This window comes from Streptomyces sp. 12E (genome assembly GCF_055633275.1).
In genome coordinates this window covers 1,122,120-1,143,899 of sequence record NZ_JBVNCJ010000001.1, presented here as the reverse complement: position 1 = coordinate 1,143,899, position 21,780 = coordinate 1,122,120, and the positions used below count along the sequence as shown (strand labels likewise).

Genomic DNA, 21,780 nt, shown 5'->3' with positions numbered 1-21,780 from the left:
GTGATGATTCCCGGCAGGGGCCCGCCCACCCCGGGAAAGCGGTGGACTGTACCGGCAGCCGGGCCGTCCGGCGCCGGGAACCGCACACGGCGACCCGAAAAGCGGCCCGGATACCTGCGCACGCCCGCTCACGCGCCTACGCTCACCTCGTGCTGCGCATCACCGACGCCCGAACCGGCGAACCCGTGGACGCCGCCCCCGCCCGGCGGGGCCTGACCCGGGTCGAGGCCCACCCACGGGGGTCCGACCCGACGAACCTGCGTGTGCTGCTCGTCGCCGACCTGCTCGTACGGGCCCTGGAACTCGGCGGCACGCCGGTCTGGGCGCTGCTCGCCGGCGAGCGGCGGCAGGCGGAACTGCGCGCGGCGGGCGCGGCCCTCGGGGTCCGGCCCTTCGAGGACGGCGGGGACGCCGGCACCGGTCTGGGCGAGGCCCAGGTGCTGCACGTGGTGAGCGAGGGCGGCACGGCACCCGGCGGGGTGCGCGTCGCCGTGGCCCCCGTGCACGGGGAGGTACCCGGTCCGGCGGACGGCGCCGACCCCGCCGCCCTGCGCCTGGCCCTGCTCGCCCGCCCCAGGAGCGAACCGGTGACGGTCGGCCCGGCCGCCCTGGACGCCGCCGCCACTACCCTCGACCGCTGGCGCCGCGCGGTCGCCGACTGGGCGCGACGGCCCTCGCGGCCGGTCCCCGACGCGGTGCGCGCCGAGCTGCGCACCGCGTGGGAGGACGATCTGGACACGGCCGGCGTGCTGGCCGTCCTCCGCGCGGTGGAGACGGACCCCGGCCTGGCGGACGGCGCCCGCTTCGAGACGTACGCCTACGCCGACCGGCTGCTCGGCCTCGACCTCACCCGCGATCTGGGAGCCCCGGGGTGATCGAGCGGGCAGGGCCGGGACCGCTGCGCCGCCTGGTCGTCCTGCGCCACGCCAAGTCCGCCCGGCCGGAGGGCGTCGCCGACCACGAGCGTCCCCTCGGCCCGCGCGGCCGCCGGGACGCCCCCGCCGCCGGACGCGCGCTCGCCGAGGCCGACTGCCTGCCCGGCCTCGCGCTGTGCTCCACCGCCGTCCGGGCCCGCCGCACCTGGGAGCTGGCCGCCGCGCAGTGGGGCACGCCCCCGCCGGTCCGCCACGACCCCCGCCTCTACCACGCCGACGTCCCCGAGCTGCTGGACGTGGTGCACGAGGCACCGGCCGGGGTCGAGACGCTGCTGCTGGTCGGACACAACCCGGGACTGGAGGACCTCGTCCTGACCCTGGCCGGCGACGGCCTGGACGACACCCTGGAGCGGGTCCGCGCCAAGTTCCCCACCTCCGCGGTCGCCGTCCTGTCCTGGCGCGGTGCCGCCTGGCGGGACCTCGCTCCGGGCACTGCCCTCCTGACGTCGCTGACCGTGCCCCGGGGCGGGCGCCGGTAGCCCGCGCGGGGACGCATAGGCTGGCCGGATGCAGGACGAGTACCGCACCGTCGCCCGCGCGGGCGTGCACGAGACCGAGATCAACCGCTCCCGCTTCCTGTGCGCCCTCGCCCCGGCGGCCACCGAGCAGGAGGCGCAGGACTTCGTCGCCGCCGTCCGCAAGGAGCACGCCGACGCCACCCACAACTGCTGGGCGTACGTCATCGGCGCCGACGCCTCCGCCCAGAAGGCCAGCGACGACGGCGAACCCGGCGGCACCGCGGGCGTCCCCATGCTCCAGATGCTGCTCCGCCGCGACATGCGGTACGTCGTCGCCGTCGTCACCCGCTACTACGGCGGCGTCAAGCTCGGCGCCGGCGGCCTCATCCGCGCGTACGGCGGCGCCGTCGGCGAGGCGCTGGACACCCTCGGCACGATCACCCGGCGCCGTTTCCGGCTGGCCACGGTGACCGTCGGCCACCAGCGGGCCGGCAGGCTCCAGAACGACCTGCGCGCCACCGGACGCGAGGTGCGCGACGTGCGCTACGGCGAGGAGGTCGTGATCGAGATCGGCCTTCCGGACGCCGACGTGCCCGCCTTCCGCGCCTGGCTCGCCGACGCGACCGCGGGGACGGCCGGGTTCGAGCTGGGCGGGGAGGCGTACGGCGACGCGTGAGCGGACCGTCACGGGCGATGACGGGCGCACACGGACCGGGTCACGACGGAGCGATACGGGAGTGACCGCCCGTGCCGTCGCACTCTCCGGTTGCGCTGCGGGGATCATGGGACTGCTGCACAAATTTTCGAATCATCACTTGTCGTAACTTCGACGATTCGGCAAAGGTGCAGGCCAGGTGAGTGTTGCTCTCTCAGTGAGAGGATCGCGCATGGTGCCGGTGCTGGTTCGGTGCTGACCTGTGGGCGCCTCTCGTCAGCCCTGGTGACCTGTCCCGTGCTGGTTCCGTGCTGGGTGGGGAGAGCTTTGAGTCCCAGTGGGGCGGGTCCGGCGAGGCGGCTTCCTGTGGACCGGTATTCATCTGCCTGCACCGGCAACGCCCACGCCACGACAGTTGCCCCTGGTAGGCGGTGCTGTGAGCGGCGTTCCGATTCGTGTTGATTGTGCTGGGTGGGGTGGCGGAGGACCCGACGGCAACTCAGGGGTGCTTCTCCGGATGACGGAGCGTTGGAGCAATAGGCTTTCGTGCCTCGGTCTAAATGAGGCGGACGACGCGGGCGGCGACTGTCGCGCGACCACCCTTGCCGCGGCTGCCAGCGCCCTCGCCGCGGCCGGTTTCCCGTTCCTGGCGTCGACGCGGTAGGCGCCGAAGGCGATTTCTCCGAACAGACGCAGCCGTATGTCTTCGCGGCCGTCGATCATGACCACGGGGTCGGTGAAGCGTGGCTGCCGGCAGTCGGCCTGACGGTGGGGCTTGCGGAGGGCGTCCGGTGCGCGGAGCGCCGGCCGGCTCCCGGCGCAGGGCCCTGCGTCCCGGCGCGTACAGGGCCTGGTGGACGGGGTCGTGGACTACGTGCGTCTCCGGCCGGTCGGGGAACTGTCTGCGCAGAGCGTGACAGATCTGTTCCGGGATCCACTGCTCGTCCAGTACCGCCTGGACGGCGGTCCGCAGCTCCGGGTTCTGGCTGATCTTTCGGGGCCTGGAGCGGGGACGGCGGTCGTCCGCGCGGGCCTGTGCGGCGAAGGGGCGGTACTGGCCGTTGCCGGGGTGCCGGCTGCGGCGGACCTCCCGGCTGACGGTGGAGGGGCCGCGGCCCGGTTCGGCGACGACCGCCCGGACTGTGGCCTTCCCCGGAACCTGTCGGCGACGTGGATCCGGTCGGCTTCACGCGGGTACCGGGACGCACCAGAAGGCGGCACCACCGGTCTGGCCGGTGGTGCCGCCTTCTGCCGATCGGAGGGGTTCCGGCCGTTGCGCCGTCACTTTCCCGTGCGGAGGTTGGTGCCGACGGCCTCGGGGCCTCCATGCAACTCACGCCTTGCTGCACGAGCCGGAAGCGTCCCTCCCGCTCACGGGTCGGCTTCCTACGGTCCTGAGCCACCGTCCGGGTCTTGCGGACCTCGCACATCGCACCCGTTGAGCTGAGGTGTCGCGACGATGGCTAGAACTCAAGCTTCTTCTCGAGGGGCGTTACAGAACCTGCTCCGTCCCGAGGGTGTCGTGCTCTACCTGCCGGCGCTCTCTGTGTATGCCGGGCCCCGTCCCTGTTTCAGGCGAGCTTCGCCGTCAGGGTGATGGTCGTGCCGGTCAGGGCCTGGCTGACCGGGCAGTTCGTCTTGGCATCCTCGGCAGCGGCGGCGAACGCGTCGTTGTCGAGACCGGGGACGGTGCCCTCCACGGTGAGGTGGATGCCCGTGATGCCCTCGCCGGGCTGGAAGGTGACGTCGGCGGAGGTGGTGAGCTTGGTGGGCGGGGTGCCGGCGCCGGTCAGGCCGTGCGACAGCGCCATGGAGAAGCAACTGGAGTGGGCGGCGGCGATCAGCTCTTCGGGGCTGGTCCTGCCGTTCGCCTGTTCGGCGCGCGACGGCCACGACACCGGCTGCTCGCCGATGTCGGACGAGTCGAAGGTGACGGCTCCCCTGCCTTCGAGCAGGTTGCCTTCCCAAACGGTGTGTGCGGAGCGCGTGGTCGCCACGGTGGTTCCCTTCGTTGAGCCTTCGGCCCTCTCATCGGGGCAGCGAACCCATCCGATCACAGGGGGGTGTGGCACGGCGGCACGATGGCCGACGGGGATATGGGCGGTCGTGCGGGTTCGACACCGCCCGACATGCAGACCCTCGCCCCGGACGCCACCCTTCATGAGGATTGACCGTGATTCACTTGTGCGTATACACGAACCACATGCTGTAGGGATGTGTGGGGTAGTAAAGTCAAGGAGATGAACTGCGGAAGGCGGTTCCTCAGTTGCTGAAGCAACCCTTCAGGGCGGGCTTGATCAGTCACTGGGCCGGAACAGCGTGCCGTCCCGTCGGTCCGCGCCGGCTGCGTCCCCCCTGCGCGGATCGGCCCAGCGCGTCCCGAATGACCCGTGCAGATATTGTGATCTGTCGTCATCGAGAGGCAGAGCAGCTCCTCGTACTCGGCACATCGCTCGGGGAGGTGGTCGGCCGCTCGTTTCACCCGCACCGGACGCCGGTGCACCCCACGAAGGAAGCCTTCCCCATGGAGTCCGTCCGCGTTCTGCTGGTCGACGACCAGCAGATGATCCGCACCGGTTTCCGTCTCATCCTCGAATGCGAACCGGACATCGCCGTCGTCGGCGAGGCGTCCGACGGAGACTCCGCTGTCGAGCAGGTCCTCGCCCTGCGGCCGGACGTCGTCCTGATGGACGTCCGCATGCCCGGCACGGACGGTGTCGAGGCCACCCGGCGCATCGTGGAATCCGGTGCGGAATCCCAGGTCGTGATGTTGACCACGTTCGACCTGGATCGGCACGTCCTGGACGCTCTCAGGGCCGGGGCCGTCGGCTTCCTGCTCAAGGACGGACCGGCCCAGTCCCTGGTGGAGGCGGTACGGATGGTGGCCGCCGGTGATGCCGTCCTCTCCCCGCGCGTCACTCGGCGGCTGCTGGACCGCTTCGCCCGCCTGCCTCAGCCGGCCGTCGGGTCCGCGCCCAGGCGGCTGGACCATCTCACGGCCCGTGAGGTCGACGTGTTGCGTGCGCTGAGCCGGGGGCTGTCCAACGAGGAGATCGCCCAGGAACTGGACGTCAGCAAGAACACGGTCAGGACGCACATCGCTCACATCCTGGAGAAGTGCCATCTGCGCGACCGGGTACAAGCAGTGATCCTGGCCTACGATGCCGGCTTGGTCGCACCGGTCGGGCATGCCCGTACTGTGTGCTGACGGTCTGCTCTTCCCCGACGGTCACCCACGAACGGGTCGCCGGCGCATCCAAGGCATGACATCAGAGGCTCAACGGCGACTGCTCGGGCAGCTCTTCGTATGGCACGGCCTCACGCACACCCGTGTACCTGGTCCGGCCCCATCGGTGTACGGCGCCGACGGAGACCCCGTACGGCGCCAGACGTCCGTTCAGCCGCATCACCCGGGCTTGCAGCGCCCGTTTGCTCACCGGCTCCCCGGCGGTGCCGAGCAGCAGTCCCAGATCGTGGCAACACCACTGACGGGCGGGCAGGCTCAGAAGCTCCAACAACACTTGTTGAGACGCCTGGTGGGGCACGGCCTGCGGACGACTCGGGACCGGTGCCCGCAGGCGGTGTTGCCTCCCGGAGAGATCGAGCCACCTGCGTTCGGCGACGATCCGGCCGGCCAACTCCCTGGGAGGGGTGTCCCGGGGGAGCACGTTGACGGCCCCCGCGCGCAGCGTGGCGACCACGTTCGCGTCCCGGGGAGCCAGCACCACGACCGAGGAGATCGTGCTGAGCACGCGCACGCGCTGCTCGAGTCGGCCCGTTCCGCCGTCCTCGGGCACATCGAGGACGACCAGTCCGTCGGGCCTGCGCAGCAGCGACATGTAGGCCGGTGCGGAGCCCCATGGGTGGGACAGGGCCGGCAGCACGTGGTACGGGCGCATGGTGCGCAGCAGACGGGCTGTTCTCTCCCGGCGCAGCGAGAGGACGACGTCGACGGGGCAGGCGGCTGCGTCCTCGGAGACGGGGACCGTCGCGGGGAAGTCGGAGAAGGAGGAGATTTCGGCTGTGGGCATGGGCACGGGGGATGGCGGACGTCTGGCGGGGTCTCTCCCATGCTCGGCACACCCGCCAGCCACCGACTGCCCAGGCGGTGGTCGGCGTGTGCTCACTTGTGCTCACGGGTGGCCGTCACGTACACGGGCCGAGGAACGGCCGCCCCCTCGTGGGCGGCCGTCCGCGGTGATCCACGGACGCCTATGCTGAAGTCGGGGTACTCCCTTCGCGGCCGCGCTCCGTGCTGTCGCGGTCAGCGGCCCGGCCGCGTCGGGCGGGACGGGAGAGGCGGAGTGAGTGAGCACGCGCGGAGGCAGCCTGGGCGAGCGGTTGGAACGGGTCCGGGAGCGGTCCTTTGTCGGGCGAGAGAGTGAACTCCGGTCTTTCCGTGAGGCGTTGGACAGGGCGCCCGGCGCCGCGTCCGTTATCTACCTGCACGGGCAGAGCGGCACGGGCAAGTCGATGCTCTTGCGCCGGTTCGCGCTGGAGGCCCGTGCCGCGGGCCGGATCGTCGTACGGGTCGACGGGCGGACCACGCCGGCGACCGCCGACGCGTTCACCCGTGCCGTACGCCCCGTCACGCAGGAGCCCGGAGGCGTTCTGCTCGTCGATTCCTTCGAGCACTGCCGGTCTTTGGAGGGCTGGCTGCGCGAGGAGTGCCTGCCCCGCCTCCCCCGTGGCACCGTGGCCGTGGTGGCGAGCCGCCACGAGCCTGACCCGCACTGGCCGGCCGACCCCGGCTGGACGGGGCTGCTGCGCGTACTGCCCCTGGGCGGTCTGAGCGAGTCCGACGCAGCGGCGCTCCTCCGGCAGCGAGGCGTGCTCCCTCACCTGCACGACGCCCTGCTGGAGTTCGCCGGAGGGCGCCCCCTGGCTCTCGCCCTGGCCGCGAAGGCGGCGGCGCGCACGGAGACCGAGGGCGGTGCCGGTTTCGCGGAACTTCCGCTGGGCCAGGACGCCGTCGCCGCTCTGTTGCGCCGGCTCGTCGGTACCCCGCCCGACGAGGCTCACCAGGCAGCCCTGGACGTGTGCGCCCAGGCCCGTGTCACCTCGGTGGAGTTGTTGCGGGCGGTCCTCGGCGACCAGGGCGAGGAACTCTTCCTCTGGCTGCGCGACCAGCCGTTCGTCGAGACCTCCCGGCTCGGTGTGTTCCCCCATGACGTCGTACGCGAGGCGCTGAAGGCAGATCTGTGCTGGCGTGATCCGGCCGGCTTCGCGGAACTGCACCGGAGGATCCGGGGCCACCTGCTCGAACGGACGCGGCTCGCGCCCGCTTCCCGCGTCCTCGAGACCGTGGGGGACCTGCGGTTCCTCCACCGCTCCGGGCGCTTTCTGGCCGAGGCGCGCGGCCGGCCGTCAGGCGGCCGGGCCGAAGAGCTGCCCCGCGCGGTCGGGCACGAGACGACGCTGATCCGCCGGATACGCCGCCAGGAGGGACCGGAGTCGGCGCGCATAGCCGCGCACTGGCTGCGCGAGCAGCCCGAGAACTTCCTTCTGCAACGCCTCGGACCCGGTGAGGGGGCCGTCGGATGTTCGGCGTGGTTGGAGCTCACGCCCTTCGACGGTGAGGCGGAGGACCCGGTCGTCGCCGCCGCCTGGGCGCACACCAGGAAGCACGGGCCGGTGCGGGCCGGCGAGCACATCGCGCTGGCGCGGTTTCACGTCGGCGAGTACGGCGATCACCGTCCCTCCTCCGTGATGGACGCGTCCCTCGGGCGCATGGTGGGGGAGATCATCCGCGACGACAGGCTGGCCTGGGCGTTCGCCGTCCTGCGCGACGACGGCTTCTGGGACTCTCATCTGCGCCACCACGCCATGGAGCCGACGGCCGGCACGGTGACGGTCGACGGCCACCGTCACCGTCTCTTCGCCTGCGACCGGCGTGCCCTGCCCGCGGTGTTCGGGGGCGCGGCGAACGCTCCCTTGCTCACCGGCGCCGCTCCTGGTCCAGCCCGCTCCGGGCAGGATCCGTTCACGGCGGCGGATGTCCTGGTGCTGGGCGAGGAGGAGTTCGCCGTCGCCGTGCTGGCCGCCCTGCGAGCCCTGCGTCGGCCACGTGAGCTGGCGCTCAACCCGCTCCAGCGCAGTCGTCTCGTCCTGGCGCACGGCATGGGCCTCGAAGACGTGGTCACCAGCGCGATCGGCAGCCTGCCGCTCGAGCGCGGTGGTGACAAGGGCTACCGGGCGGCGACCGCCGCCTACGTCGAAGGGGCCTCGACGCAGGCGGCCGCCGCTCGGCGCCTGGGGCTTCCCTTCAGCACCTACCGCCGCCACCTGGCGTGGGCGACACGCCGGATCACGCGGATCATGTGGGAGCACGAACTGTCCGGAACCCCGCTGCTGTCACCCACGGGCCGGTCGCGGCGTTGACTCAGGTGACCGGGAGAGCGAGGACGGTCCCGGCCTCGTTGTCGTGGGACCCGGTGCCGTCCTCGTGGCGAACGGGCTCGGCGAGGACGCAGGAGCTCCGGTCGTCCGGCGGGGGCGGGCCGTACGCGGACGGAAGGGGGAGGGCGGCATGCACACAGTAACCGCCTCCGGGACGGTGGCCGGTGTGCAGTGTGCCGCCCATGGCCGCGACCCGCTCCCGGATCCCGATCAGCCCGTGCCCCGCCCCCCGGTCGAAGACGTGGGCCGGCGAAGGTGCGGCCTGCTCGCTCGGGCCCGCGTCGCAGATCCTCAGGGACAGCCGGTGACGGTCGTGCTCCCACACCAGCGTGACCGCGGTGCGGGTGCGGCCCGCGTGCTTGAGCGTGTTGGTGAGGGCTTCCTGCACGATCCGGTAGACCGCCAGTTGCGAGCCGGCCGACAGGCCGACCGGTTCCCCGCTGATGGTGCAGTGGACCTGGAGACCGGCGGCACGTACCGACTCCAGCAGCGCAGGGATGGCGTCGATGGTGGGCTGCGGTGGCTGCTTGCTGGGGTCGGTGTCGTCCTCGTCGTCGGTGCGGAGCACGTCCAGCAGTTGCCGTAGCTCGGTGACGGTGGCCCGGCCGGTCTCCTCGATGGTGCGGTGCAGTTCGTGCGCCTTCTGCGGGTCGCGGGCCTGGACCCGGTCGGCGGCGATGGTCTGCACGACCATGAGGCTGACGTTGTGGGCGACGATGTCGTGCAGTTCCCGGGCGATGCGCGCGCGTTCCTCCATGACGGCGGCACGGGCGTTGGCGAGCTGTTCACCCTCCAGCGCCTTGGCGCGCTCCAGCGCCTGATCCTGCATAGCGGTCCGGGTTCGTACCAGCCGGCCGAGGGACCAGGCCGCGGCCGTCAGCACCGCCTCGGTCGTGCCCGCGGCAAGCCGGTGACCCGCGGGTGCCAGCACGGCTTCCGTCACGGACAGCGCCGGAACGTGGAGGAGCGCCACAAGAGCGGCGGTGCGGTGTTCGGTCCGCACGGCGGTCAGGAACAGGGCCGTCGCGGCGCACAGGTAGGTGGGGCTGATCGCGGTCCCCTGCGGCCCCACGAGGTGGGGGACGTAACGCAGCGCCTGGAGGATGCTGCAGGCGACCGCGACAACCACGAGGCTCGCCAGCGGGAACCGGTGATGAACGGTGATGGGCGCACCGCAGACCAGGATGAGCGCGACCCACCAGCCGCCCGGCGCGTTGTGCAGGGCCTCGCTCGCAGGGACCAGGGAGGGCAGGGCCAGGCACCAGCCTGTCAGGAGAACGCCCAGGGCCAGGTCGGTCAGGGCGGGGGGCAGACGGCGGCGCGGCCACGAGTCCAGTGCGCTCATGACGGTCCACGGTAGACCGCGCCACCCGACAGCGGCCCGCCGGGACACCGGAAGACGGCGTCCCCCTCGTCCGTGGGACGGCGCGAGCACGGACAGTCCGGATGCCTGTGCAGGAGCGGCCGGGTGCACGTACTCGTTCTCCAGGACGAGCAGGAGAGTGACCTCGTCCGGTCGGCCGATCCGCGAGTTCGCCTCGAAGGCGGAGCTCGCGGACGACCGGGACGGTTGGACTGGAGGGGTTGACCGATCCCTTCGCAGAGGAGTTCCGGTGAGTCCGGGACCAGTCCCCACCCGAGCCGACCCAGTGAGCGGCAGCAACGCCACGGGCCCCGCCGGCTCCTGTGGTGGCGGTCTGCTCGGCGAGCAGGTGGCCGCCGCACGCGCCCGGGCCTTCGTCGGCAGGGCGGCCGAGCGGGACGCGTTCCGAGCGGCGCTGGCGGGAGAAGCCGAAGCCCGGCCCGTCCTCTTCGTGCACGGGCCCGGCGGTATCGGTAAGTCCGCCTTGCTGCACCGCCTGTCCCTGGACGCGACCGCCGCCGGCAGGACGGTGGTGCGGGTGGACGGTGCGAGGACACCGGCGGACGCCTGCGGTCGCCTGGATGTGTTCCGTGATGTCCTTGACGATCCCGCAACAGTCCTGTTGGTCGACTCCCTGGAGCGGTGCACCGGGCTGGAGGCGTGGCTGCGCGAGAGCTTCCTGCCCGACGTACCGAGTGATGCGGTCGTGGTCATGGCGTCAAGAACCCCGCCGCAGCTCGGCTGGAGAACCGATCCCGGCTGGGCCGCCTGCGCCCGGTCCATGAAGCTGCCCGCGCTGAACGCGGAGGAGACCACCAAGGTCCTGGGCGACCAGGGCGTGCCGCCGCCCCTGCACGTTCCCGTGCGGGAGTTCGCGGGCGGCAATCCCCTGGCTCTGTCCCTGGTCGCGGCCGCCGCCCGCACCGGTGGGGAAGCAGGGTGGTCCACGGACGGGGGCGTCTCCCGACGGCTGACCGCGGTCCTGTTCCACCGTCTCGTCGGCAGTCTCCCCACCGAGCAGCACCGACGGGCTCTGCAGGTGACCGCCCGGGCAGGTACCGTCACGGAGGAGTTGCTGCGCGCCGAACTCGGCGCCGGCGCGGCGGCCCGGTCGTTCGCGTGGCTGCGCGCGCAGCCCTGGGTGACGGCCGTCGGGTGCGGCCTGCTGCTGGACGAGGCGGTACGCAACACGGTCGAGCACGACGCCAGATGGAACGACCCCGACGGGTTCGCCGCTCTGCACGAGCGCCTGCACGACCACCTGGTGGAGCAGATACGCACCGTGCCTTTCGACCGCGCCCTGGACGCTGCGGGAGCCCTGCACCGCCTGTACCGGGGCATCACGGTGCTGCCACCCGTCCATGAGGGGACCGTGCGGGGCAGCCACGAGGACGAGGCGTGCAAGCCTGTGGACGAGGCCACCGTGCTCGGCCTGATCGAGGACTGCGAGGGGCCGGAGTCCGCGGAGAACGCACGGTTCTGGCTGCATCACCAGCCGGAGGCGTTCAGGGTCCGGAGGCCGCTCCCGTACGGCCCTCCGCGAGCCTGTTCGGCCTGGCTGCGGCTGACGGCGTACGAAGGGGAGACAGCAGATCCCGTGGTCGCCGCCGTCTGGGACCACGTGCGGCGGCACGGGCCGCTGCGGGCGAGCGAGCGGATCTCGGTGGCCCGCTTCCACGCCGGCCCGCAGGAGCGATGGGACGCCTCATCGGCCATGGCGCTGTCGCTGCGGGGCCTCGTCGCGGAGACGGTGCGGACCGGCGGACCGGCCTGGGTGTTCTTCGTGCTCCGGGACGACGGCGTCTGGGACGGGGCGCTGCGCCGGCACGGGCTGCTTCCCACGGAGCACCGCTGGGACGTCGGCGGTGTTCTCCAGCGTCTGTTCGCCCGTGACGTGCGGGTCTTCCCCGCTTCCGACTGGCTGCGCGGGCTGCTGCACTCCGTGTCGGGTGAGGGCGACGGCCGTGGCCCCTGCCATCGCGTGAACGGTGCCGGCCTCGTCCGCACGGACGAGGCGCGGACGCCGACAGGGGTCCTGTCCGAGCAGGAGTTCGCCGACGCCGTGCACGCGGGGCTGCGGGCGTTGCGGCGGCCGTCGGAGCTCGCGCTGAATCCGTTGCGGCGCAGCCGGGTGGCTGCCGTGGGCGGTGAAGACCTGGCGGCCGTGCTCCGACAGGCCGTGAACAAGCTGGCCGAGGAGCAAGGCGGGCACGGACCGCACAAGGCCGCGGTGACCGCGTTCGTCGAAGGGACGACCACGCACCGGGCAGCGGCCGAACGACTGGGCGTGTCACTGAGCACCTACCGCCGTCATCTCAGGACTGCGGTCGAGCGCGTCTCGGCTCGTCTGTGGCATGAGGAGGTGTACCCGTCCGGTGTGCCGGACGGTACACCTCCTCCGTGAGCGACAGGGAACGGAGTCGCGGGGACCGCTGACGCACGAGGGCGGCAGCCGGAAGGGCCGGCACCCTCGTGCGGGTCTATGCTTCGCGGACTAGGCGAAATTCCTCCTGGTGGCCGAGATCGCAGCGGATTCCGCGCGAAAGGATCGGCCCATGGATCGCATACACGTCCTCGTCGCCCTGATCGCTGTCGTGGCCCTTGCCCTCACCGCATGGACCAAGCCCCTCAAGGTGTTGTCCTTCTGGCCCCTCGTCATCGTCTGCATGATCTCCTACCCCGTGGGCGCACGGTTGTTCTCAGCGTTCGAGGAGGGGCGGTCCGGCGGTGCGTGGGCCGAATGGACCTTCCTGATCAGCGTCGCCCTTCTGATCACCGTGCTCGTCGCGTCGGCCCTCCGGTTCCTCACGTCCTCTCGACGCCCACACACCGACCGCCACGCCTACCACCAGGACCTCGACGCGTGAGCGTCCCTCTCACGCGGTCCGGCGAACCTTGATCTGTGACGGCCCGGGGTTTCCCTGAGTTCAGAACGCTGCTGCGGCCCCCGGACCGACAGGTCCGTGTCGGTGAGCGGGGCGCGGGCCGCCTGTTCCGAACGGCTCCGTGTTGTTCGACAGCGCCGCCAACACGGCCGTTCAGCCCAGTTCTTCGACGTTCGGCTCCGTCATGGACGACAGCCTCCCCCTCCGGCCGGGCACGCACGGGAATGACTCCCCTCCAACGGGTCGGGATCCTGTCACGGGGGACGCCGCCGCAACTGGCGGTGACGGGCCCCGGCCGGTGGCCCCGCAGGGGCTACCGGCGGTTGCCGCGCTCCTGCACCGTGTCTTGCCCCCCGCCTTCCCTGACTCCAAGCCGAGGACCACTGTGCCCGCCCCCGCCCCGACGACCACCGCACCCCGTCGCCCCCGCCTGCCGCACACCGGGACCCGCACCATCACCCGCCCCGCGACGCTCGATGACTTCGACGCGGTGAACGCGCTGCACGACCGCTGCTCGCTCGAGACGCGCTTCGCGCGCTACCAGGCCGCCGGGCGTTCCCTGCGCTGGGTCGAGTTCCACCACCTGACCCGCCCCGACCTCAGCCTCACCTGGGTCACCCGCCCAGAGGACGATCCACAGCAATTCATCGCGACCACCAATCTGGTCCGCACGACCGAGCCCAGCACCGCCGAACTCGGCATCATGATCGAGGACCCGTGGCAGAGCCGTGGCCCGGGCACCACGCTGGCGCAGTACGCCCGTGCGCAGGCCCGCACCTTCGGCTGCTGCTCCATGAATGTCATGACCGGCTCGGACAACGTGCGCATGCTCAAGATCATGAGGACGCTCGGTGCCTCCCGGCCGGCCGTTCACCGCTCGACCGTCGACCTCACAGTCCCCGTCGAGCAGCCCCCGATGGACCTGACCGAGGCAGCAGATCTTCTCCACTGACGGACCGGACGGTGCCTGCCTTGCCGTCCACTGGCGGGAGCCGAGCACGCCACCTGTGGACGGGGCCGGTCCGTGGACGGGGACGGCCGGTGTTGATCATCGGTGTGTGAGCAGGGCTGAACCACGGCGCCTGGCACGGGCGTTCGTGCCCGGGTTGCTGTCTGGCCCGCCACACAAGAACTGCTGGACGCTCGCCGAGCACGTCGCCGGGGACGCGAACCGTACGGCTAGCAACACCTGTTGTCGGGGCCAAGTGGACGCTGACGCGGTATGCGACGACATCCGCGGCTTCGTCGTCGGGCAACTGCTCGACACCGCGGCGGTGCTGTCCGCCGAGGAGGCTGTGACCTCAAGGAGGGCGCCGCCGCGGTTGGTGTGCGGTGTCAGTACATCGGGACCGCAGGACGCATCGAGAACAGCCAGGCCGTCGGCATGCCGCGATCTTGCCGTGATGAGCTCAGCGGGACACCCTGGCCCGCCTGCCAGCGGACCAGGGTGTCTTTGGTGCTCTGTCTGCGGATCGCGATTTTCATGCCTGAGCGGCTTGTCGCCGGCAGTGGCTGACCTGGGCTCGGTCCTGGCGGCGGGCGGTCGGAGGGGTCAAGACACCGCCCTGGACTTGTGGATCAGAAGATCCGCAGGCGAGTCAGCTTCTTGTTCTGGCCTTCGACGTCCACCTTGGTCGCCCACTTGTCCATCGTGTAGATGTCCCCACCCACGACGAAGCGGATGCGGTTGTTGCCGGACGAGACCTTTACGGCGTTGGGCAAGTCAACGTCCTGGACACCCGCGTTGGCGAAACAGGCGGTGTTCTTGCCGCCGTTGTACCAGACCTTCACGAAGTCGATCCGGTTGCCGCAGTCGGCCCTGTTCATGGCAACGGCGGGGCCTGCGGGTATGAGGACTGCCAGGGCTCCGGCAGCAGCCATGACCAGCGTCGTTCGCTGAGTGACACGCTTCATGATGGGTTTCCTTCACATGGTGGGAACAGCACTGGGTTTCGGCGCACCGTGGCCGGTGACCGGTATGCGTCTGGTGAACATCCGCTCAAGCACCGGGTACGGCGGTTGCGGCGTCGCGGAGGGGCGGTCGTTCAGCCGAGGGTGTAGCCGTACTTCTCGGCAACCTCACCCATGGCGACCACATCGGCCGGGTCGAGGGGAGGGCCGACTCGGCCCCGGACACCGGGGCGGCCGATCTCCTGGAACATGCCGTCCATGCCGCCAGGCACATAGAGGAAGTACATGCGGGCGGGGTGGCCCGGGCTGGTGTTCTTGAAAGAGTGACGAACCCCCTTGGGGACGTACACGACCCCTCCGGGCTCGACGTCGAACTGCTCGTCACCGGCGGTCACACGAAGTGTTCCGTCAAGAAGAACGAACGTCTCGGACTCGCCGTGGTGGGTGTGCGGCGGGGGGCCGGCATCGGCCGGAACGATGGCCTCGGCCAGGGACAGCTCACCGCCGGTGTCAGCGGCGCTGAGCAAGGTGGTGTAGGTGTCCCCCACGAGGAACACCGGGGATCCGCCGTCCGGCGGTATGTGCAGTGGGGGCAAAGACATGGATCGTACTCTCTTGCGGGTGCGGGGAGCGCTGTGTTGCGCCTGGCTTGTGGGAAAAGGCGTGGCCGGTGCCCGAACCACCGGCCCGTCGGCGGTCGCCCCGCGCCCGTCCGGTGCCAAGAACGGTCGAAGAGCGGTCGGCGGGGATGCTCGCCGGACGGGTGACGAGAACAGCGCCGCTCGTGGAGGGCGTGGCGTTCTCGGGGGTGTCGCCGGGGGAGTGACGGCGGCTCGCCGGCCGGTCCGTTGCGTCGACAACTGCGGAGCGTGTGGTCTCCCAGGAGCCGCCGGAGGATCGTCTGCCCACCGTTGGACCCGAGCAGTTCCCGCCTCGGTGGGTCCGTTCGCCAACACCAGGACGCCAACACCAGGAAGGGGCAGCAGAAGTGGGGCGGCCGCGGTCAGCTCCTCGGAACCCCCGCCGCTCGTCTGCTCGCCGATGCCGGAGGAATCGAAGGCGACGACGCGCTTGCCTTCAAGCGGACTCCTTCCCAGACGGTGTGTGCAGGCACGGTGGGTTCCCTCCTCCTCGTGTATTGAGCCTCTCGTCGGGGCTGCGGGACATATCCGAGCACACGATGCCGCGATACGGCGGCTGGACGAGCGACAGCAACATGGCGCCCCATATCCCTTTTGCGGGGAATCGGTCGCAGGGTCGGCGGCCGTGTCACCGACCGTCGAATGCCGCACTCCAAGCAGCGTCGGTCGCCTCGACCATCAGCGAGGTTCCCTTCCGCGCAAATGTGTGAAGGGAGGGTCATGGGCAAGATGAGCCAGGAATCATGCATGGAAGATGCCGTACAAGCGACCTCCGAGTTGCTTCAGTAACTGATGTGGCGCGACTCGTCGATTACCGGCAGGAACAATGCGCCGTCTCATCCGTCCGCGAACCCCGCGTCTCGACGGCGCGGATCGTCGCAGTGAGATCACGGAACGACCCGTGCGGGTTTCGTGACCTTCTCTGCCGGTGGTCTTCGTGGTCGTGCCTGCCGAGCAGCAGCGCACGGGGAGCGGACAGGGGCCCAGCGGTGACGGTTCCGGGGCCCGTCCCTTCCGTGCTTGGCGGCACTGCTTTCGGGGCCCTGGGCAGCAGGCGAAAGAGCTGGGCGGAGACGGACCGCACAGGGCAACGGCGGCGCAGTCGTCCACGGGTCCGCGATCGCGCCTGCCGGGTTCACGGCCAACCCTCCCTCTGGCTGCCCCGGTAACAGGCAAGCGGAGGGCCGCTCAGAGAGCCGGCGTCACCGACGGGCGGACCAGCCCGCTCTCGTAGGCGAAGATGGTCGCCTGCACACGATCCCGCAGGCCCAGCTTGTTGAGCACTGAGCTCACGTGCACCTTCACCGTTCCCAGGGCCACTTCCAGACGCGCGCCGATCTCCGCGTTGCTCAAGCCCGTGGCGACGAGGACGAGGATCTCGCGTTCGCGGTTGGTGAGGCTGCCCAGTGCCCCTGTGATCTCCGGAGCGAAGGAGGCCCCCTGAGCGAAGGCAGCTATCAGACGTCCCGTGACCGCGGGCGCGAGGACGCCGTCACCGGAGGCGACCACCCGTATCGCGGCCAGGAGGTCCTCCGGCTCGGAATCCTTGAGCAGAAAGCCGGAGGCCCCGGCGCGCAGGGCCTCATAAACATAGGCGTCGAGGTCGAACGTGGTGAGCACGAGAACCCGGGAACCGCTGCCGTGACTGGTGATCAGCCGGGTCGCCGTCAGTCCGTCCATACCCGGCATGCGGATGTCCATGAGCACCAGGTCGGGCGCGAACTGTGCCGACATCGCCACAGCCGCGTCACCGTCCGCCGCCTCGCCGACCACGGTCATGTCGGCCTCGGCCGTCAGGATCGCCACGAAACCCGCGCGGACGATCGCCTGATCGTCCACGACCAGCACACGGATACCGATGGCCCTGCTCCTCTCTTCGCCCGCACCGAGGCCACTGTCTGCGCCGCATCCTCCCATGGAGGCGGTGCGCGGGACCCACCAGGTCGGCGTGCGTATCCAGAGGCCGCCACGCACTCGCTGACCCGTCGGCACGGACCACTTCTACATGCGAGGGGTGTTCGCCACAACGGCTCTTCGAGGCGCTTTCGGCGCTCTGCCGGCGTCCAGGCTTCCGAGCAACAGGCGCATGGCGCTCAGCGTCGCTCGCGTAGCGGCGGCCACCTCCTCCAGGCTGCCCGCCTCAGCCGAGGAGATCACCCGGTCCGTCTGCCGGAGCACCGTCTCCCGCAGACCGACGGCGACTCGCTGCCGTTCGCCATGGACCATGGCCCTCGTGCTCGACAGCACAGCTGTGAGCGCCGTGTCCTCCCGGCTCAGTTCCCGCCTGCGACGCCTGTGCATCAGCCATCCCGCCCCCCAGGCGGCCGTGCATCCCAGGCCGGACAGGCCCAGCGTCCAGCAGGCGAGGAACAGCACGAGAAAAGGCCCGGCCGGGTCTCCGAGCAGCGTCCCGTCGGCGGCGAAGGCGGCCGTCATGGAGATCGCCGACGAGAGGACCGCGGCGGGCACGGACAGGTACGACAGCCGCGGACCCGCCGGATACGTCAGTGGATGCGTCGTCGGCGGCGGGACGCGTCGGCCGGAGGGCACGGGCGCGGTTCTCAGGACTCGGCCATAGGCCGCGACCGCGTAGACCGCGGCCGGCGCGACGATGCCGCCGCCGAGGAAGCAGATCGCGGAGGACGGCGGCAGCACACCACCGCGGAGCAGAACCGGCCACAAGAGGGCGGTGGCCCCGGTCGCTGCCAGGACCGCCCAGGGCGCATGGCGGCGCCACAGCAACGGCAGGGCATGAAGGGTCAGCACCAACACGAGCAGCAGGCATGTGCCGGCCCCGTAGCCGGCGTCCTCCGCCTTCGTCAGGGCGACGCCCGACGCCACCGCGGCGGCCGAGCCGAAGACCGCCCCGTCCGCGATCCGCTGTTCGCGAGGAAAGTCGCGCCGTCGTCCTGGGTTCGGCCGAGGGGCGGACGCAGCGTCGGGGAGCACGGCGTGTACCCGCCAGCCCCCGTCGGGGCGGGGTCCCGCGGACAGCCGCCCGCCGAGGACGGCGGCACGCCGGTGCATTCCTTCCACCCCCCGCCCGGAGCCGATCCCCGCCGTGCCGGTGTCGGCGCCGCCGGGCGGCCTGCCGTTGTCGACGGTCAGGTGCAGCGTGTCCCCGGCCCGCTGCACCCGCACGCTGACCGCGGCGCCCGGCGCGTAGCGCAGAGCGTTGGTCAGGGACTCCCGGATGATGCCGTGGGCCGCTTCCGCCGCGGGTCCGGCGAGATCAGCGGGCAGGGAGACGGAGACGGGGCGGCCCAGCCTGCCGAATCCGGCGATCAGCGTCTCGATCGGAGCGGTCATCGCCTGGGGAGCCGGTACGTCGCCCACCTGCATGACCGCTACGAGACGCCGCAGTGCGGACTGGGTCTCCCGCGCGGTGCGGCGCGCGAACGCGAGCGCCTCCGCGGTCAGGTCGGGCCTGCTGTCACCGAGCCTGCGGGCGGCCTCGACGGATACCACGACGGAGGTGAGGTGGTGCGCGCTGATGTCGTGCAACTCACCCGCCAGTCGTCCCCGTTCGGCTTCGGCGGCCTGCGTCCGCTGCTGCTCGGCACGGGCCAGCCGCTCCTTGGTCGCCTGCCGTTCCCGCAGCCAGTGCCGGCGGCCGGCGCCGAGAGCGGACACCAGCAGAAAGGGGCCGACGCCAGTGAGCCAGTCCGAGAGGAGAAAACCGCCGATGCCATGCCGTGCGGCCGCCTGCAGGAGCTGGACGATGGCGACAGCGGCGGTCGCGCCCAGGCCGACGGGCCAGCTGCACAGAACGGTGACGGTGAACAGCGCCACCATGACCGCCAGCCCCGGCACCAGGCCCAGCAGGTCGGGTGGCGCCAGGATCTGTCCCACCACGGACACCGCGACGATGACGCCCAGGGCGGCGAGCGGTGCCCGGTGACGCCGATCGAGCGCCACCACAGCGAGCGCCGTGGCACAGAAGGCGGTGATCCACGCAGTGGTGTCCGGCGGCTCCCCCGAAGAGGGAACGACGGTGAACCACGAAAGCAGTTGCGCCACCGCGAACAGGACCGGCAGTGGCCGCACTCGACGAATTTTCCCCACTGGCGCAAGTGTATGTCTGGGCGTCGGCCTCCTCCCGTCCGCCGCCGGGGTGCGGGGGCCGGGACGGGGCCGGCCCCGGGGTCGTGCCACCGCTCTATGTCCTGCGGACTAGGCGACGATCCTCCCGGCGGGCGACAGGGCGGCACGTTCAACGCGAAAGGATCGGCACATGGATCGCGTCGTCGCGTCGAGCCTCCGGGGGATCAGGTCCTTCCAGGGCACACGCACCGACCGGTACGCCTACCACCACGACTTCGTGTGAGCGTCCGTCCACTGCGTCCGTATCACCCACAACAACTGGAGACCGGCAAAAGCATGCCCGCACAACCTCGCATGTCCCGGACCGCTGTCGCCCTGGCGTCGCTCGCCGTACTGGCGGCCACCGCGGTGACAGCCTGCAACCCCGAGACCGTCGACGACGCCGACGGCAATGCCGCGAGACCCGCGGTGCCCACCGCTCTCAGCGAGCAGGAACTGAAGTGGAGCGCGTGCTCCGCTCCGTCCACGGCCCAGGGCGGTGGCGACAGGCCCGAGAAGCTGCCGGACGGAACGACGTGGCAGTGCAGCACCATGAAGGCTCCGCTGGACTACGCGGACCCCGACGGCGAAACCATCGATCTGGCCCTGATCCGGGCGAAGGCATCCCCGGACTCCGGCGAGAAGCGCCTCGGGTCCCTGGTCTTCAACTTCGGCGGCCCCGGCGGCTCCGGGGTGCTCACCCTCCCCCTCGCCGCCGGCGACGACTACATGACGCTGCACAAGCGCTATGACCTGGTCAGTTTCGACCCTCGCGGGGTCGGGGACAGTGCCGGCGTGCACTGCCTGGACACGAAGGCCATGGACGCCTGGCTGGCCGCGGACGCCACCCCTGACGACGCCACGGAGGAGAAGGCCCGCGAGCGTGGGGTACGCGCCTTCGCCCGGGCCTGCCAGAGCGGGTCGGGCGCGGTGCTGGATCACGTCGGCACCCAGGAGGCCGCACGTGACCTCGACCTGATGCGCCACGTCCTGGGCGACGAGAAACTCAACTACTTCGGCATCTCCTACGGCACACAGCTCGGCGGCGTCTACGCACATCTCTTCCCGAAGCGTGTCGGACGCTTCGTCTTCGACGCCGTGGTCGACCCCACCGAGGACGCCCTGAACAGTGCCCTCGGCCAGGCGAAGGGGTTCCAGGGCGCACTGCGCAACTTCCTCAATGACTGCGTACGGCAGGACTCCTGCTTCTTCGAGGGCACGGACCCGCAGCAGGGCGAGAAGGACATCATCGCGCTGCTCGAGCGCCTGGACACCGGCCCCCTGCCCACGGAGTTCGGGCGTTCCCTGACCCAGAGCCACGCCCTCAACGGCATCGCCGCCGCCCTCTACGACCAGGAGAGCTGGATGCTGCTCAGGGGCGGACTGGCCGCCGCCATGGACGGCGACGGCAGCGCACTGCTGCTGCTTTCCGACCTCCTCAACGAACGGATCGACGACGACGGATACGCCAACATCAACGCAGCCAACACCGCGGTGAACTGCGCGGACTACAAGGACCGCTTCACCCTTGAGGACGTACACCGTCACCTGCCCGAATTCCGCACGGCATCCCCGGTGTTCGGCGACTGGATGGCCTGGGGGCTGCTCCAGTGCACCGGCTGGCCCGTTGACGGCCACGCACCCACCGTCGAGGTGTCGGCCGACGGCGCGGGTCCCGTCCTCGTCATCGGCAACACCGGTGATCCGGCCACTCCCTATGAGGGTGCCGAGAAGATGGCGGACGAACTGGGAGGGAAAGTCGGCGTCCACCTCACCGTGGACGGTGAGGGGCACGGCACCTATGGCGTCAACGACTGCCTGACCGAGCTGGTCGACGCGTATCTGCTCGACGGGACGGTCCCGGCGAACGGCACGGTCTGCTCGTGACGCTCGCGCCCCTGCGGCTTCCCGGAGCCACCGTCCTCGGCGGCAGACAAGTCCGCTGCCCGTCGGCGTGGACGGGGACGTGGACCCGCCCGACCTCGGGCCCGACGGATCACCACGGTCCGCGGCGTCCGGCGGGTCACCGCCCGCACGGATCAGGGACCGGGCCACCTGGAGCCCGACGCGGTCCCCCGGCGGCCACGACGTGCTGCCCACCCCGGCCGTACCGGTGCTTCCCGTGCCCGTGGGCACGCCCCTGCTGAGGTTCCGCAGGCGCTGGACGGCCGCGGTCGCATCGAACAGCGCGGTCGGTATCCGCTCACCGTTGACCGTCCCGTGCGACGCGGCGGTCCGCCCGCCACATCGGCGCCGATGACAACCGGGGCCCGGAAGGACGCCCGGCTGGGGGCAGTACCACCGGGCTTGGACCCCCGAGGGCCGCCGTCCAGGGGCGGTATCCGGTCCGGCGAGGCGGCGGGTCCTGAGACCGCTCATCGTGCGCGGGACGACGGTTTCGTAACGGACGGGTCCCTGATGAGCAGTGAGGAGGGGACCGGGCAGGAGGC

General features: G+C 71.2%; 16 protein-coding genes and 2 pseudogenes. 10 read left to right on the top strand and 8 right to left on the bottom strand.

Features of this window, described 5'->3' with window-relative positions; translation table 11 throughout:
• Window positions 1-149 precede the first annotated feature (149 nt).
• From ACZ8ZB_RS05365 to ACZ8ZB_RS05355, 3 genes are read left to right on the top strand one after another with little or no spacing between them, the layout of a single operon-like run.
• Window positions 150-875, top strand: coding sequence for a hypothetical protein (locus ACZ8ZB_RS05365; RefSeq protein ID WP_470736565.1), 726 nt, complete (start codon window positions 150-152; stop codon window positions 873-875).
• Complete coding sequence (locus tag ACZ8ZB_RS05360) at window positions 872-1,414, top strand: SixA phosphatase family protein (RefSeq protein WP_470736564.1); 543 nt, start codon at window positions 872-874, stop codon at window positions 1,412-1,414. Before ACZ8ZB_RS05365 ends, ACZ8ZB_RS05360 begins: the two co-directional genes overlap by 4 nt.
• Window positions 1,415-1,442: 28 nt before the next feature.
• On the top strand, window positions 1,443-2,069 hold the full coding sequence (locus ACZ8ZB_RS05355) for a YigZ family protein (RefSeq protein ID WP_470736563.1): 627 nt from the start codon (window positions 1,443-1,445) through the stop codon (window positions 2,067-2,069).
• Between the two features lie 687 nt (window positions 2,070-2,756).
• On the opposite strand, the pseudogene ACZ8ZB_RS05350 reads toward ACZ8ZB_RS05355, so the two are convergent.
• Both ACZ8ZB_RS05350 and ACZ8ZB_RS05345 read right to left on the bottom strand, forming a co-directional pair.
• Window positions 2,757-3,478, bottom strand: a pseudogene (locus ACZ8ZB_RS05350) (transposase); the annotation flags it as partial.
• 141 nt (window positions 3,479-3,619) lie between these two features.
• Window positions 3,620-4,045, bottom strand: a complete 426-nt coding sequence (locus ACZ8ZB_RS05345) for an OsmC family peroxiredoxin (protein WP_470736562.1) — start codon at window positions 4,043-4,045, stop codon at window positions 3,620-3,622.
• Between the two features lie 527 nt (window positions 4,046-4,572).
• Here ACZ8ZB_RS05345 and ACZ8ZB_RS05340 point away from each other — a divergent pair.
• Window positions 4,573-5,256 (top strand): response regulator, encoded by a 684-nt coding sequence (locus ACZ8ZB_RS05340; protein WP_470736561.1) that lies wholly within the window; start codon window positions 4,573-4,575, stop codon window positions 5,254-5,256.
• 61 nt (window positions 5,257-5,317) lie between these two features.
• On the opposite strand, the gene ACZ8ZB_RS05335 is transcribed toward ACZ8ZB_RS05340, so the two are convergent.
• Window positions 5,318-6,079 (bottom strand): hypothetical protein, encoded by a 762-nt coding sequence (locus tag ACZ8ZB_RS05335; RefSeq protein ID WP_470736560.1) that lies wholly within the window; start codon window positions 6,077-6,079, stop codon window positions 5,318-5,320.
• A 277-nt stretch (window positions 6,080-6,356) separates the two neighbouring features.
• On the opposite strand from ACZ8ZB_RS05335, the gene ACZ8ZB_RS05330 reads away from it, so the two are divergent.
• Window positions 6,357-8,429: an ATP-binding protein gene (locus tag ACZ8ZB_RS05330; RefSeq protein ID WP_470736559.1), complete on the top strand. Its 2,073-nt coding sequence runs from the start codon at window positions 6,357-6,359 to the stop codon at window positions 8,427-8,429.
• Window position 8,430: 1 nt separating this feature from the next.
• Here ACZ8ZB_RS05330 and ACZ8ZB_RS05325 read toward each other — a convergent pair whose 3' ends face one another.
• Window positions 8,431-9,792 (bottom strand): sensor histidine kinase, encoded by a 1,362-nt coding sequence (locus ACZ8ZB_RS05325; RefSeq protein ID WP_470736558.1) that lies wholly within the window; start codon window positions 9,790-9,792, stop codon window positions 8,431-8,433.
• Between the two features lie 268 nt (window positions 9,793-10,060).
• Here ACZ8ZB_RS05325 and ACZ8ZB_RS05320 point away from each other — a divergent pair, with 268 nt between their 5' ends.
• From ACZ8ZB_RS05320 to ACZ8ZB_RS05305, 4 genes and pseudogenes are all read left to right on the top strand, one after another.
• Window positions 10,061-12,214: an AAA family ATPase gene (locus ACZ8ZB_RS05320; RefSeq protein WP_470736557.1), complete on the top strand. Its 2,154-nt coding sequence runs from the start codon at window positions 10,061-10,063 to the stop codon at window positions 12,212-12,214.
• A gap of 151 nt (window positions 12,215-12,365) precedes the next feature.
• A complete protein-coding gene (locus ACZ8ZB_RS05315; RefSeq protein WP_470736556.1) occupies window positions 12,366-12,677 on the top strand; it encodes a hypothetical protein in 312 nt (103 codons plus the stop codon).
• A gap of 403 nt (window positions 12,678-13,080) precedes the next feature.
• On the top strand, window positions 13,081-13,647 hold the full coding sequence (locus ACZ8ZB_RS05310; protein ID WP_470736555.1) for a GNAT family N-acetyltransferase: 567 nt from the start codon (window positions 13,081-13,083) through the stop codon (window positions 13,645-13,647).
• 106 nt (window positions 13,648-13,753) lie between these two features.
• A pseudogene (locus ACZ8ZB_RS05305) lies at window positions 13,754-14,070 on the top strand (IS701 family transposase); the annotation flags it as partial.
• Window positions 14,071-14,273: 203 nt separating this feature from the next.
• Here ACZ8ZB_RS05305 and ACZ8ZB_RS05300 read toward each other — a convergent pair.
• From ACZ8ZB_RS05300 to ACZ8ZB_RS05285, 4 genes are all read right to left on the bottom strand, one after another.
• Window positions 14,274-14,609: a beta/gamma crystallin domain-containing protein gene (locus tag ACZ8ZB_RS05300; RefSeq protein ID WP_470736554.1), complete on the bottom strand. Its 336-nt coding sequence runs from the start codon at window positions 14,607-14,609 to the stop codon at window positions 14,274-14,276.
• A gap of 131 nt (window positions 14,610-14,740) precedes the next feature.
• Entirely contained in the window at window positions 14,741-15,208 is a 468-nt protein-coding gene (locus ACZ8ZB_RS05295; RefSeq protein WP_470736553.1) for a cupin domain-containing protein, read from the bottom strand.
• A gap of 1,227 nt (window positions 15,209-16,435) precedes the next feature.
• Window positions 16,436-17,107: a response regulator gene (locus tag ACZ8ZB_RS05290; RefSeq protein WP_470741424.1), complete on the bottom strand. Its 672-nt coding sequence runs from the start codon at window positions 17,105-17,107 to the stop codon at window positions 16,436-16,438.
• A 141-nt stretch (window positions 17,108-17,248) separates the two neighbouring features.
• The gene (locus ACZ8ZB_RS05285; protein ID WP_470736552.1) at window positions 17,249-19,294 is read right to left on the bottom strand and encodes a sensor histidine kinase; all 2,046 of its coding nucleotides are present in this window, start codon (window positions 19,292-19,294) and stop codon (window positions 17,249-17,251) included.
• A gap of 333 nt (window positions 19,295-19,627) precedes the next feature.
• On the opposite strand from ACZ8ZB_RS05285, the gene ACZ8ZB_RS05280 reads away from it, so the two are divergent.
• The gene (locus ACZ8ZB_RS05280) at window positions 19,628-21,217 is read left to right on the top strand and encodes an alpha/beta hydrolase (protein WP_470736551.1); all 1,590 of its coding nucleotides are present in this window, start codon (window positions 19,628-19,630) and stop codon (window positions 21,215-21,217) included.
• The last annotated feature ends 563 nt before the right edge of the window (window positions 21,218-21,780 follow it).